This is a genomic window from Paenibacillus sp. cl6col (assembly GCF_900102125.1).
Classification (GTDB): domain Bacteria; phylum Bacillota; class Bacilli; order Paenibacillales; family Paenibacillaceae; genus Paenibacillus_B; species Paenibacillus_B suaedae.
Genome location: NZ_FNAZ01000007.1, coordinates 266,649 through 280,364 on the forward strand (window position 1 = coordinate 266,649; position 13,716 = coordinate 280,364).

Here is a 13,716-nt window from a genome sequence, read left to right on the forward strand (position 1 = left end):
GTTTTCATGATTTATGCGCTTGAAAAAGAAAAGGAGGTACGTTCCAATGAGTGTACATATAGAAGCTAAAAAAGGTGAAATCGCACCCGTTGCCTTAATGCCTGGAGATCCGCTGCGCGCAAAGTATATTGCTGAGACATTCTTGGAAAACGCGAAATGCCACAACCAAGTCCGCGGGATGCTTGGATTCACAGGGACATACAAAGGGAAGCCTGTTTCTGTACAAGGTTCTGGGATGGGAGTTCCTTCATTCGCGATTTACGCAACAGAATTGATTCAAGATTATGATGTGAAGACGATCATTCGCATCGGAACATGCGGCGCGATTCAACATGATGTGAAGCTGCGCGACGTGCTTATTGCCCAAGCGGTATGTACGGATTCTTCGCTTAATACGAACCGGTTCCCAGGTTATGCATTCGCGCCGATTGGGAACTTCGATCTCATCAAGACTGCGTACGATATCGGCATGGAGAAGAAACTAAATCTGCGTGTAGGGAACATCTTATGCTCTGATATCTTCTATACAGAGGACAATGACAAGGATACGATGCTGAAGCTTGGCGCTTACGGCGTGCTGGCTGTTGAAATGGAGACTGCAGCATTGTACACGCTGGCGGCGAAGCATCAAATTAACGGACTAGCTATGTTCACAGTAAGCGACCATATCCTAACAGGTGAAGCGACGACATCCGAAGAGCGGCAATTGACGTTCAACGATATGATTGAAGTCGCTTTGGAGACAGCGATCCGCCAAGGGTAATGCTGCTTCACCGTAACCGTAACAAACCCGAATATGGGCGCATCAGGCATAAGCCTACGCGATGCGTCATATTCGGGTGATGGCAATCAGTCTCACGGCACGTCCCCCTCTCCAACCATCCTCTCCGCCTAGCTTACCATATTTAGACAAAATTTTACACAAAAATCTTTTACTGTCTCACGATAAAATAGATCAAGAACAATACCGCAATCCCATACATGGCTGCCGTGACTTCAAAGCGCCGCCCCGTGACGATTTTGACCATCGGATAGGCTATAAAGCCACATGCGATCCCATTCACGATACTGAATGATAACGGCATCACGAGCATCATCAGAAATGCTGGAAAAGCCTCCGTCAAGTCATCCCACTGAATATGTCTGACCCCTTGCATCATAAGACAGCCCACGATGATAAGCACAGGTGCAATCGCTGCATTCGGGATCAATTTCAAGATCGGAACAACAAACAATGCCGGAATAAACAGCAAACCTGCGATAAATGGCGTTAATCCAGATCTCCCCCCAGCCGCAATGCCTGTTGCGGATTCAGCAACCGTAGTCGTCGGGCTGCATCCCAGCATGGATGCCGTAATGATAGATAACGCGTTGGCTTGAAATGAACGCTTGAACTTCGAATGGTCCGGCAGCATGCCTAACTGCGCCCCCATATTCGCAAAGAGAATGACCATCAACAAGGAAAATACGGCAATCCAGAAATGAAAGCTGCTCAGAAGGCTAAAATCAAAAGCAAATAGCAGCTGCTCATACCCCGCCATGGAGAACGTGAAGCTATCCATTTTCGAGAAATCGACAATCCCAAGAGCTCCCCCAATCAGTGTTCCTGCAATGATTCCAATCAGGAAGCTCCCCTTCACCCCGCGCAAAAACAGCGGTACTACGAGAGCAAGCGTCAATAGAGTCGTTAACGCATACGGATCGCGGAAGCTCGCCAATTGCACGAACGTACTCTCACTGGGCACGATCACGCCGCCATTTTTCAAGCCAAGAAATCCAATGAACAATCCGATTCCTGCCGTCATGGCTCGTATCATCGATTCGGGTATCGTCTGCGACAAATAGAAGGCGCTTCTCGTCATCGAAATGCCAAAGAACAGAACACCTGCGATACAACTCGCTGCCAGTGCCTGCTGCCACGTCAGGCCGAAGGATGCCACCAACGTAAACACAAAAAATGCGTTATCCCCCATGCCTGGCGCCAGAATGAGCGGTGATTTCGCCCAGAATGCCATTAGCATGCATCCGACTATTGAAGACAGTACGGTCGCTATTGTTGCGGCTTCATACGGCATTCCCGCAATGCTTAAGATAGCCCCGTTAACCGCAATAATATAGGCAATTGTAATAAATGAAGTCAGACCCGCCAGCATTTCCGTACGTATATTGGTCTCGATGTCCCGAATTTGGAACAGTTCCTTTGCTCGCACCCTCAATTCTCCTCTTCCTCCATCCAATTATTCCTGATTATTACTTATGGTCAAACCATGTTACAATAGTCCTGATCTCACTATGAAAGGATCTGGACGTATGATAGACATTGCTCAAATCCCACTTTTCTCTGAGATTCCACCTGGTGATTTAGCTGCACGTATCGCACCAATGCTTAAAGAACGTCATTATAAAAAAAATCATGTTTTCATGTTTGAAAATGACCATAGCGATGAGATCTTCATTCTTCGAACCGGCAAAGTCAAAATATACCGGATTCAAGATGGGAAGGAAGTTGTGCTCAGCATTCAACTCGCGGGTGAAATATTCGGCGAAGCCGAAGCCATTTCTGGCGATAACCATCGGATCTGCACCATCGAAGCGCTGGAGCCGCTTATTGCCTGGCAGATTAGTAAAGCAGATTTTTTGCAAATCATTAAGGAATATCCTTCTGTTCTCCACAAAGCATACGGAATTATGTTTCAACGGGTGCGCGTCTTGAATCGCATGATCCGTTATATGACATTTTGTGATGTGCGAACGAAAGTCGCCAATCAAATTATGGACTTATACTATAATTTTGGTCAAGAAGATGGAACCGCTTACAAGATTGATATGAAAATCAATCATGCCCTGCTCGGCAATATGGTGGGGATCACACGTGAATCCATCTCCAAAACCCTAAGTGACTTTCAGAGCGAAGGATTGATCGACATTCGTCAGAAATTTATATATATCGTCAATTTACAGAAGCTAGAACAGATGTGCGAGGAAACAGAGGAAGTCCCTGCACTTCGGAAGTGGTAATGACCACGTTGGCTTACAGCCTAACTATATCAAAAGAACCGAAGGCGTATCAGTTACGCCCGTAACGTTTATTTTGTGAACTGGATCATAAATGCAAAAACGCTCCACCTCGCTTATCGCTTGGTGGAGCGTGATAACAACTAGTCTCATCATTTCGGGCTCCATAACGAGATATTTCAGTCATGACTGCCTTCTGCGGCCATGGCACTCGCCTTCGTTGGATGAACGGTTCCAAACGGATGCTTGGGCGGGCCATAGATCGAGTAGAGTTTAAGCGGTCTATACCCAATGTTGATGACATTGTGCCATGTGCCTGCCGGGATCATGATGGCATAATTACCATCGACGTGCTGCTCGAAGTCCAATTTCTCCTTACTGTCCCCCATCTTCACAAGCCCTTGCCCTTCTTCAATCCGTATGAACTGATCGGTTGTCGGATGCATTTCCAAGCCAATATCACCTCCGACTGGAATACTCATCAGCGTCACTTGCAAGTGCTCTCCCGTCCACAGAGCCGTACGATACGTCTTGTTTTGCTCGGCTGCCTGCTCAATATCAACGACGAACGGCTGGCCTCCGTAATCCTTCAACACCATATTGCTTCTTGAAAAAGGCCACTGATGATTGTTCCAGCTATAATCATACGGATTCCAACTATAGCACCGATTCATGCTACCCTGGGGATAATGAGAAGGATAATGCCACGGTTGGTAATTGCACGGATACATATTCATTCTCCTCGTACTGTTTTTCATCACCACCGTATATCCTATGCAGCTGCCCATATAGAGGCGCATACTTCTTTACTCAGCCTTATTACGAGAAATGGGATGTTCCAGTTCAGCATGCCCCATGAAGCTATCTAGAGCTTTTCCATCACTAAGAAGTTCGATGTTCTCGATCTCCTTAAATTGAAATAGGGTCTCCTTGAGCGCACCCAAAGCCAATAGTTCACCGCCAGCTCCTAATCTCGCCTCGCCTGGAATATGCACATCTATTGTTAAAACTCCCTCGTGGAATTTCATTGCATTTAGCTCGATTTTATTCCATAAGGATACAAGTTCAGAGTGGTTGTTACTTTGCAGTGCCTTAAATGATTTCTTATATTTGTCCAGACTATCCGAATAATGAATTTCCAGCTTACTCTGCTTTAACTCCGTTACTTGAGAATCCACGAAGTAAACGACAATCTCCTCCGTTTGATTTTCAGCTTTATCTACTGCCTTATCCGTTCCATTTGCGGGCGAATAAATCCCCTCGTTCGACGTTGAAGCCGCCCCTGATTTAGTAGCAGGCTTGCCTCCACAGGCTGTCGCTACTATTGCGATAACCAATATCAAAATCGTAATCGACATACGTTGCTTCATACCAGCACATCCTCACCGATTTACTTCCCCAAATATTCTTTGATTCCATCAACAATAGCTTGAGCAGCTTTATCTTGAAAAGAATCTGATAACAGTGCTGCTTCTTCTTCAGGGTTACTTAGGAATCCAATCTCTAACAGGACTGCCGGCATTGTTGTTTCTCGAATGACTTGCAAGTCGCCATTTTTCACACCGCGATCCTTTAGCCCGATAGCCTCAATCAAATGCCTATGAATCACTTCAGCCAGACTTTTACTGCTGCTTCGTTGATAGTAGAACGTCTCTGTACCTGTCGTTTTGGGTGAATCCTTCACGCTGTTGCCGTGTATCGATACAAAAACATCCGCCTTACCTGTATTGGCCAATTGAACACGTTCTGTACGAGTAGGATATACATCGGTTTCACGAGTCATGACAACTTTGATTTCAGGTTCCTCTAAGAGCAGTGCTTGTACTTTCAAGGACAACGCTAACGTAAAGTCCTTCTCAACTTGATTCGAATAACCCGATGTTCCCGGATCGCTTCCGCCGTGACCTGGGTCGATAACTACGAGTTTGGCACCTGAATGAGGAAGCACAGCATCGGGATTGGTAGTAATGAGATCACCATTCATATTCAGATCAACAATTAATTGGCCTTCCATCCATTCGGAAGTATACTGTACATTGCTGATTTGATTTAACTCAATGACAATTCGAATCTGAGCCGGGTCTTGATTAAATAACGAATATCTTACTTCCGTAACATTGGGTACCCCACTTAAATCTAATTTACCTACCGATCTGGAACCGAGGGATTCAGCCAAAGACCCTCCAAATGCAGTATGAGGCAGATCAACAACGATCCGATCTGGGCTCGTCAATTGAGTAATTACTGGAGTAACCTCCTGATCTAAAGAAAGAACCAGTTGATTGTTTGCAAATTGAATGTCATTCACATGATGTAACTCCGATTCAGACTCTTCACCTGTTGCAGGAGGAGAGGGATCCGGGTTGATTCGATCCAACGTGACGATTTTGTCTACGTTATTCCAGCCTACTTTTAACCCCATCTCTTCACTAACGAATCGTATCGGGACAACCACTGTGTTTTTTATATTTTGAGGGGCGAGATTCAGCGTTTTTTGCTCATTATCGACTAACGCTTCTTTCTTACCAACTGCTAATGAGATCACCTTGGCGTTTTGCTGTATTTTCACATTTTGCGTTTTTTGATGCCAGTCCACTTTAAACTTTAGGTTTTCCGCAACTACACGAATGGGAATCATCACGTTATTGTTAAGATTTACGACGTCAGCATTCTCAGGAAGAACGCACTCTTCACCATCCAAAATAATTTTCGTTTGCTTAGCTGCCGCATCACTATGATTCGGTAAAGCGATCAGAAAAAATACACTAAATAAAATAAAAAGTATGGATTTCTTCATCGTACACCTCTGTCTCATTCAGCTTCGGAATTGTTATTCATGATCACATCTACGACCAACCACCCATGTAAAACCACACCATGATCCTCTCGACTGCATCTATAAAATGAATAAGTAATTAATTGATATGAAATTACTATAGAGCAAATAATTTCGAGTCTCGTAAGTCGACCATCCACCTCCCGGCACCGAATATAGGTATTCGTAGTCCTCTATCAAAATTTCCAATTATTTGACATACAATATTCTACAAGTATAGGTGAATCCCCTTCCATGTTGTTGGCAAAAGTGTTCATTTATTTTCTGATTGGCTAATAGATAGAGTTAATCGAAGCATAATTATATGCACACCAATCAATGGTGTGACCTTTTTGATTGTTGAACCTCCAAAGTTGTTGCTACCATAGTTCAACGTAGCAAGTTTATTCGCATTCACGAAATGGTAGAGGAGTTATTCATGATGAAAAGAATCGTAACACTAAGCACACGCAAACTGATGGACACTGCAAAACACGGCGGATGCGGCGCATGCCAGACATCTTGCCAGTCTGCTTGCAAGACTTCCTGCGGCGTAGCCAATCAACGTTGTGAGAATGACATGAACAAATAACAAATAGGCAATGAAACTCACCGCCGTCCTTCCAAGGACGGCGAAGTTGTTTCTATGGATACCACCTGCAATTTGTAGACAAAAAGGAGCTTGATTCGCAGTATGATTCATCAATACCAACTGAACGGATACAACATCGTGATCGACACCTATAGTGGCTCTGTGCATGTTGTTGATGACCTGGCGTATGAGATCATTGCGCTTTATGAACAGGAAACACCCGAACAAATCCTATCGTTAATGAAGGAAAAACAATATTCAGAAAAAATTATTCGAGAAACGATCTTAGAGGTCGAGGAACTTATTAAGAATGAGCAGCTTTTTACCGAGGATGCGTATGAGGAGCTGTCTATTCATTTAAAAACACGTAAAACGTATGTAAAGGCGCTCTGTCTCAATGTCGCACATACTTGCAATTTGTCGTGCGAGTATTGCTTCGCCAGTCAAGGGAAATACAATGGTGATCGAGCAATTATGAGCGTAGAGGTTGGACAAAGAGCTATTGATTATCTGCTCGAAAATTCTGGCCATCACCGAAACCTCGATATCGACTTCTTCGGCGGGGAGCCGCTTATGGCTTGGAAAGTTGTCAAAGAGATTGTAAAGTACGCACGAAGCAAAGAGAAGGAATGGAAGAAAAAATTCCGCTTCACCTTCACAACGAACGGCATGCTGCTCAACGATGAAGTTACTGAGTTTTTAAATCAGGAAATCTACAATGTCGTCTTAAGTCTGGATGGAAGAAAAGAGGTTCATGATCGGCTGCGCACAACCGTTACCGGCAAGGGCAGCTATGATTCTATCGTACCGAAATTCAAGGAATTCGTCCAAAAGCGCGGAGACCAGGAATACTATGTGCGTGGAACGTATACGAAGAATAACATCGATTTCACCAATGACATCTTCCATATCGCAGATCTTGGTTTTGACAAAATCTCGATGGAACCCGTCATCTGTGATCCACGGGAACCCTATGCGCTTACCGAGAAGGATCTCCCGGAGATTTATAATCAGTACGAAATTCTCGCCAAGGAAATGATTAAGCGCAGTGAACAAGGCAAAGGGTTTACTTTCTATCATTACATGCTAGATCTTTCAGAAGGGCCTTGTATCCAGAAGAGAATCACGGGCTGTGGTTCAGGCACAGAATATCTTGCCGTTACGCCATGGGGCGAACTTTTCCCTTGCCACCAGTTCGTCGGGGATGAAGCGTACAGCATGGGCAACATCTGGGATGGCGTCACGCGTCCTGAGCTGCAGTGCCAATTCAAAGAGAGCAACTGCTACACGAAGCCGGAGTGCCATAATTGCTGGGCGAAGCTCTACTGCAGCGGCGGCTGCCCTGCCAATGCCCTGCATGCGACAGGCTCCATCAACGGAAGCTACGAGTTTAGCTGTGACGTGTTCCGCAAACGGATCGAATGCTCAATGATGGCCAAGGTCGCCGAGTCGATTCGAGAGATGGAAGAGAGTGAAGTGTAGATAAATGAAAGAGGGGCTCACCGCCCCTCTTTGCTATTGCCGCTAATCATTCTCTGTCATATTAATCTGAATCAATTTGTGAAACATACTATATAGAATGATAACATCATCTATTCCCTACGTTGTGCCTGAATGTGCTTGCAAAATTCCAAGAAGGAAGGTGCTACAACTATTACATCTTCAGGGTCGTAACTCTCTTCGTAATCCATATATTTAATTTCCCCAGTTTGGATATCAATCCAAAAATCATTATCCGCATGATTGTCGGCAAAAGGGATATGAAATAGAGTGAAATTTTCAAAATCCTCAGAATAATCTGCCCTTCTATCTTTTGCTTTTTCCATAGACATTGTGTAATGAGAATCTTCTTCATCTTCGAATAATGGAATATGAAAAAAACTCCCAATCTCTATCGATAAATAATCCTTGTTTGTTATTTCATAAAAATGATCAGGATAAATATAAGCTCCTTTAGTAAAAACCCCGCCATTATTAGCAAGGTAAAACGCGATAAAATCTTTTTTACCTGGAAACTCATCAGATACAACTTCATTTATTTGGGATACTGATATCGTCTTCCAAGATTCCTCAAAACAAATATCATGATTCAGAAATCTATTATTGTTTCCTTTAGAATGGTTGTTCATGTAGGTTCTACCTCCTACTTTGGATTCTTTTATGATATTTTTGAGTAAGTTTCGATTAATAATTCTTCCAACGAATTATTTAATAACTCCACATCTCCTGAATCATGCAGAAAAATAAATAGTTTTCCTTGTTCGTTCATTAGGATTGGATTCCCAGAACCATCATCTGAAATAACATATGAATTTTTTAGTAATAACTCTACACTTTCGCCTTCAAATTCCATGCCATTAAAATCAAATATATCTTCTTCAAATATCTTTCTAAATTTTAGAGTAAGATCGATGACTGTTGACTTTCCAATTAAATCTCCATTGTTAAAAGCACTGATTGCTAATCCTCCATAAGCCCCGCCAAATAATTTAATAAATTCTATATATTGATCATTAAATTTTACATGTAACATCTTTTCTGCATTTTTTATCTCTTGTATACTCGCAGGTTTACCAATAAGACTGCTGTTTTCTTCTCTTTTCAAAAAAATTTCTATCTTATTAAGAAGCTCTTTGTTCATTTTAATCATTCTCCTTGTTTAAAGTTTCTCCTCCCATATCCAAATCGGCTCCTGAAGAACGATGGATGTAAGATTACGGTTGATTTTTTTGGAATTCACCGTCATCTCGTTGCTAAGAACGATCACTGTTAATTCCTCGTCCATTAGCCGTGTAACATAATGACGGAAACCACTTGGGTATCCCCCTGGATGCCCAACTGCTTTTCTCCCCATGACATCTTGCGTATACCATCCATATCCATATTGAGACGGAAACTTTTTGGCATGGGTCATACTCATCAGTTCTGATGATTCTTTGCTTATCAATGCATGATTACGCAGGGCTCTGTCAAACCGTTCTAAATCTTCAACTGTAGAGATAATATCCCCAGCTGCAAACGCTGCAGAATTATGCATTACGGGTCCGACTTCCCCCTTTATATGTCCTTCCGCTTTTGGTCTACCAGCCGAAACCGTAAACATAGAATTCAACATGTTGCTTGGCTTAAAAATATGCTCTTCTATGTAATTTGCATATGACTGTCCGCTAACTTTTTCAACAATAAGTCCTAACATCACATAACCAGTATTACTGTAACTAAAGCTTTTACCTGGGGTAAACTCTAATTCAGAACCACTAACGGTTTTTACAATATCATTTGGATTCCATTCTTTGCTGTAGTCAAATTTGAAATTCGGCTTTAGATAGTCCGGAATTCCCGAGCTATGACTTAGTAGATGACTTATTGTTATGGACTCTCCATTCGGAAAGTCTGGAAAGTATTGCGAAATTGGATTATCTACGTTCAGAAGTCCCTTTTCTACTAGCTGCATGACTGCTACTGCAGTGAATGTTTTAGATAATGAAGCAATCTGATAGAGCGTGCTTGGGCTATTCGGTAAATCAGTGGCTGCCAAGCCATAACCTTTTGTAAATAAAATTTCACCTTCCTTTGCAATTAGGACGGTTCCCTGAAATTTTTCATTGGTCAAATATTGATCGATTTTATCAGAAATACTTCCGGATAAATTACTATGGTTGTTACGTCCAAATACTAGCAAAGCTCCTATAGACACGATTACAATTACAAGAATAGTAATAGAGAAAATTTTCAAGAATTTTTTCATATGTATACCTCTCAGTCTATTCTTTAAACGAAACCAAAACTCTGACCTTTTACCCCAATTAACAGTTTTTTATCATATATAAGCTTCCCTATTTCATGTAGGCGTTCTCCTGGAACTGTCCACAGCCAATTACCTTGCCCTATTTCCTCCAAAGCACCATGTTCGGGATTTTTCACCCAGTCTTTAAATGAAAAGGTAGCATTCTCATACTCTAAAAATTCACGATTTATGATGTTGATTGGATAGATATGCCTTAGTTTAGGTGAAGAATTGTAAAGGATATCCCTATTTCTTGGATTTAAGGCAAGCCACCAACTATGATTATCCTCCATATATAAATCTAAACTTTCACCTTTGCTCCAAATCGTGTCATATGAAAAATATCCAAAGTTGATTATTTTATCATCTATATAAGCTTTTAATAGATTTACAAGAGTTTGTGTATGGTTCATTTCCAAGCTTGTATTGAAGAAAATCTGTAATTCTCTACTGGGTTTATCAAACCTTACCCCATATTCCCAAGAGCTTGGAACCTTCATGCTTCTGCCCTTAAATATCGTAAATGAAAATAAATTTTCCAAACTTTCTTCATTCATCTCAGTAATTTCACTCTGAAACTTGTTAAGGCTCTTCCTCTCTAACTTCTGATAGTTCACATCATAGCTAACACTTTTTAGAGGGAAACCATTGTTAGAGAACAACTCAACAGATTTTTTTATCCATTCTGCGACACTGCCACAATAGCCATAAATATTACAGTAAATTCTTCCGTTTTCTGTATCCATTATTAAACCTCTTATCAAGATTGTTTTATGAAGAAATAATATCAATATAGTCTTTATATGCTAAAGGAATTGGTCTATCGAAAATCAGATCTTTTAAAGGATCTACGTTTTTCCCAAACTGATAACAAAGATATAATCGTTCATTAAATTCTGGATATACCCGGACATTGGTTAGCTCATATTTATCTATGGTCTCGTTATCTGTAACAGGAATTGAAGGCATAATTATTTTCGTTTTATAGCTACCTGCAGACATGTCTTCTTCTATTAACCTGCCTCCACCTTGACCCAGTATCAATACTTTCCGCTCATTTGTTGTTCCTTTCCATACTGTCACATGTCTACTTCCCATACCTAAAGAATCTATTTTATAATTAGGAAGCTTGTAATTTGTAAGGGGTTTCATGCTTTGGTTATAAATATTACTATTTTTAATAAACTGTCTAGTTACGGACGTACTAAATAAAATTGGAACTTCGCATGTTACGAATAAAATCTTTCAAGATTTTCAAGAAAATCAAAATCCACTAGATTGGTACCATTATATCCAGCTTCTATTAAGACCTGTCGTAGTTGCTGCAATAACTTGAGCCATTCATTTATAAATAAATCAGTTTTCATCGTGATACTCCGATAATCATTTCGACTCTCCCATTTAACGTTAATATTAGATTTTTCAATTTTACATATCCATGTTTCGAAAAATGCTTGACTTGGGAAAGTTACGACAAACCGCTCTTCTCTTTCTTTGATTGCCTCTAACATCCTAACAACATCACTTATGCCATCGGCTATTTGTGTTCCATAATTAATTCTTAATGAGATATCATGCCATTTCATTGTAAAGTGTTGGTTATTAACATGCCTATTATCTAGTGCTTCCGATATCGTTGTATCTTCTGGATCACGTATTCCAACCTTAAAATTTGAGTTGATTATGATTTCAAATTCCACTTTACTCACCCCAAGGACATCTAACTTTTGCATGACTATCTTTTCTAACAAAAAAACATATGTAAAGAAAGAACTTAAAACGTCTTCTTCATATATGTTTCGGACACTTACATGATTTCAAATCTTTAAGCACATATCCTCGTTTACCTAGGACAACTAAATGGAGTTCCTTTCTTGCAACAGATTATTTATTTCATCTTTTTTGTGAGAGTAATGTCTCTTGTCAGGATGAAATGAAACCTCTCTTAGTGATGGGCACTCTAACAATGGCGATAAATCTCCACTTTTACAATTCCAAAAATTTATTTTCTCTAAATTATTCATAGATTTCACAAACTCAAGAGAATCAACATCTGAGACCTGTAATTCTTTTATCGTACGATTGCCTGTCAAAAATGTTAGATCAGTAAGTTGTTTGCATTTTTCAATTTGGAGTCTTTCAAGTCCTTTTAGTTCACTAAGAGCATGTGCATCTTCTAGATGATTTAGATACTGGAACCAACACCATTTCAAGGAGTCTAAATCCTCTATCCCAGCCAACGAAATTAGCTTAGTTGAGGAATCAAGACGTAAAAACTCTAATGATTTTAGTGAACCAAACTCTTTACAATCTGGTTTCATATATTTAATTGCGTATAAGCTTTTTACATTTACTAGTTTATGTAAGTTTAGATAGTGATCTTTTTTAACAACAACCTCCTCCAATTTTTTGAAATAGCTCAAATCAAGATTTATTGGCTGAGCTAATGTGATTTCTGTAAGATTAGTTAATGTAGATAAAGCTTCAGTATTTTGATACTTGGATAATTTAAAATTACTGCTAATCCGCAATTTATTGATAAATGTTTTGTTATTGAAAGATGCAAAATCTAAGTGACATTTCAAATCTACTTCGGAATTCAAATTACGAATGCGAATGGAATGGTAATTTTCCTTCTCAGCAATCTGTACTCCTTCCTCAAGGAAAAGTGGATCTATCTCAAAATAGCCAATACTATCATTAAATGCATAGTTCATCATTATTACACCCGCTTTTAAAAGGTATTCTTCTACGTACATTGTGTAAAAAATACACCTGCATTATTCTGATCCACATTTTTATTTACAAACAAATATCCGGTCGAGTCACTGACGCAAAATATATCATGAAACCCTTCAGGGAAATCGCCGCCATAAATTTGTAGGCAAAATTGATAATCATCCAGACCCAAATCTTCTATTTGTAACAGAGAGGGGGTATGGCCAATCAACGAACCACAGTAAATCTCTCCATCATCCAACTCTTCTCCATCTACTTCTTCTTCTAAATCTAAATTCAATTCATCCCCTAAAATGAACTCTTGTGCTGGTATGAGGAACTCTGATTCATTTCGAATATTACCCGCTTCATGTAATAAAACTCTCGTGTATCCTTTTCTAATATTTTGTAACTCTTCGTTATCACCATGAAAAGTGATTACATCTAGAAAGTAATCATCTTTGTTATACGTTGTAAACACGGATAGTACATGTTCTTTTGGCAAGTTTACATCTAACGTTTTATTAAGAAAATCCGTTGGCAAGCTTAATACGAGTGTTAATTTATCTCCATCTGGGCTTAATGGCCAATCCATATTTTCAGGCAAGAAGCTATACCCGCCAAGCCGAGGTACAACGGATTCATTTTCAACATCTCTAAAGGTAATTTCAACTGACATCTTTACAACACCATCCTTGTCGTTACTTTAAGAATCTTTAAATCTCTCCTGTTAATCCCCCTGCTATTCACATTCCTATATAATTACGTCCTGTTCATCCTCCCACCATA

16 protein-coding genes are annotated in these 13,716 nt (G+C 40.4%); 4 read left to right on the forward strand and 12 right to left on the reverse strand.

What is annotated here, in order from left to right; genetic code table 11:
* Positions 1–46 precede the first annotated feature (46 nt).
* Complete coding sequence (deoD, locus tag BLS15_RS19335) at positions 47–763, forward strand: purine-nucleoside phosphorylase (RefSeq protein ID WP_021255497.1); 717 nt, start codon at positions 47–49, stop codon at positions 761–763.
* A gap of 169 nt (positions 764–932) precedes the next feature.
* Here deoD and BLS15_RS19340 read toward each other — a convergent pair whose 3' ends face one another.
* The gene (locus BLS15_RS19340; RefSeq protein ID WP_254777376.1) at positions 933–2,216 is read right to left on the reverse strand and encodes an NCS2 family permease; all 1,284 of its coding nucleotides are present in this window, start codon (positions 2,214–2,216) and stop codon (positions 933–935) included.
* Positions 2,217–2,310: 94 nt separating this feature from the next.
* Between BLS15_RS19340 and BLS15_RS19345 the strand changes: the two genes are divergently transcribed.
* A complete protein-coding gene (locus BLS15_RS19345) occupies positions 2,311–3,018 on the forward strand; it encodes a Crp/Fnr family transcriptional regulator (RefSeq protein WP_175460807.1) in 708 nt (235 codons plus the stop codon).
* Positions 3,019–3,194: 176 nt separating this feature from the next.
* Here the strand turns inward: BLS15_RS19345 and BLS15_RS19350 are convergent, their stop codons facing one another.
* From BLS15_RS19350 to BLS15_RS19360, 3 genes are all read right to left on the reverse strand, one after another.
* On the reverse strand, positions 3,195–3,746 hold the full coding sequence (locus tag BLS15_RS19350; protein ID WP_090513363.1) for a cupin domain-containing protein: 552 nt from the start codon (positions 3,744–3,746) through the stop codon (positions 3,195–3,197).
* A gap of 75 nt (positions 3,747–3,821) precedes the next feature.
* Entirely contained in the window at positions 3,822–4,385 is a 564-nt protein-coding gene (locus BLS15_RS19355) for a GerMN domain-containing protein (protein ID WP_021255501.1), read from the reverse strand.
* A 20-nt stretch (positions 4,386–4,405) separates the two neighbouring features.
* Positions 4,406–5,812 (reverse strand): N-acetylmuramoyl-L-alanine amidase family protein, encoded by a 1,407-nt coding sequence (locus tag BLS15_RS19360; protein ID WP_090513367.1) that lies wholly within the window; start codon positions 5,810–5,812, stop codon positions 4,406–4,408.
* A gap of 460 nt (positions 5,813–6,272) precedes the next feature.
* On the opposite strand from BLS15_RS19360, the gene scfA reads away from it, so the two are divergent.
* The gene (gene scfA, locus BLS15_RS19365; RefSeq protein ID WP_021255503.1) at positions 6,273–6,422 is read left to right on the forward strand and encodes a six-cysteine ranthipeptide SCIFF; all 150 of its coding nucleotides are present in this window, start codon (positions 6,273–6,275) and stop codon (positions 6,420–6,422) included.
* A gap of 102 nt (positions 6,423–6,524) precedes the next feature.
* Positions 6,525–7,904: a thioether cross-link-forming SCIFF peptide maturase gene (gene scfB / locus BLS15_RS19370; RefSeq protein ID WP_028532620.1), complete on the forward strand. Its 1,380-nt coding sequence runs from the start codon at positions 6,525–6,527 to the stop codon at positions 7,902–7,904.
* 110 nt (positions 7,905–8,014) lie between these two features.
* Here scfB and BLS15_RS19375 read toward each other — a convergent pair whose 3' ends face one another.
* The 8 genes from BLS15_RS19375 to BLS15_RS19410 form a co-directional block, all read right to left on the reverse strand.
* On the reverse strand, positions 8,015–8,551 hold the full coding sequence (locus BLS15_RS19375) for an SMI1/KNR4 family protein (protein ID WP_090513372.1): 537 nt from the start codon (positions 8,549–8,551) through the stop codon (positions 8,015–8,017).
* A gap of 29 nt (positions 8,552–8,580) precedes the next feature.
* Complete coding sequence (locus tag BLS15_RS19380; protein WP_021255506.1) at positions 8,581–9,063, reverse strand: SMI1/KNR4 family protein; 483 nt, start codon at positions 9,061–9,063, stop codon at positions 8,581–8,583.
* An 18-nt stretch (positions 9,064–9,081) separates the two neighbouring features.
* Complete coding sequence (locus tag BLS15_RS19385) at positions 9,082–10,170, reverse strand: serine hydrolase domain-containing protein (RefSeq protein ID WP_028532618.1); 1,089 nt, start codon at positions 10,168–10,170, stop codon at positions 9,082–9,084.
* Between the two features lie 23 nt (positions 10,171–10,193).
* Complete coding sequence (locus BLS15_RS19390) at positions 10,194–10,955, reverse strand: hypothetical protein (protein WP_090513376.1); 762 nt, start codon at positions 10,953–10,955, stop codon at positions 10,194–10,196.
* Between the two features lie 25 nt (positions 10,956–10,980).
* Positions 10,981–11,292, reverse strand: a complete 312-nt coding sequence (locus tag BLS15_RS19395) for a hypothetical protein (protein ID WP_051614094.1) — start codon at positions 11,290–11,292, stop codon at positions 10,981–10,983.
* A 146-nt stretch (positions 11,293–11,438) separates the two neighbouring features.
* A complete protein-coding gene (locus tag BLS15_RS19400) occupies positions 11,439–11,942 on the reverse strand; it encodes a hypothetical protein (protein ID WP_028532616.1) in 504 nt (167 codons plus the stop codon).
* 123 nt (positions 11,943–12,065) lie between these two features.
* Positions 12,066–12,968 carry a leucine-rich repeat domain-containing protein gene (locus tag BLS15_RS19405; protein ID WP_090513381.1) on the reverse strand — a complete coding sequence of 301 codons (903 nt, stop codon included), beginning with the start codon at positions 12,966–12,968 and terminating at the stop codon, positions 12,066–12,068.
* Positions 12,959–13,606, reverse strand: coding sequence for a DUF1963 domain-containing protein (locus BLS15_RS19410; RefSeq protein ID WP_028532615.1), 648 nt, complete (start codon positions 13,604–13,606; stop codon positions 12,959–12,961). The genes BLS15_RS19405 and BLS15_RS19410 overlap by 10 nt, the downstream gene beginning before the upstream one ends.
* Positions 13,607–13,716: the final 110 nt, after the last annotated feature.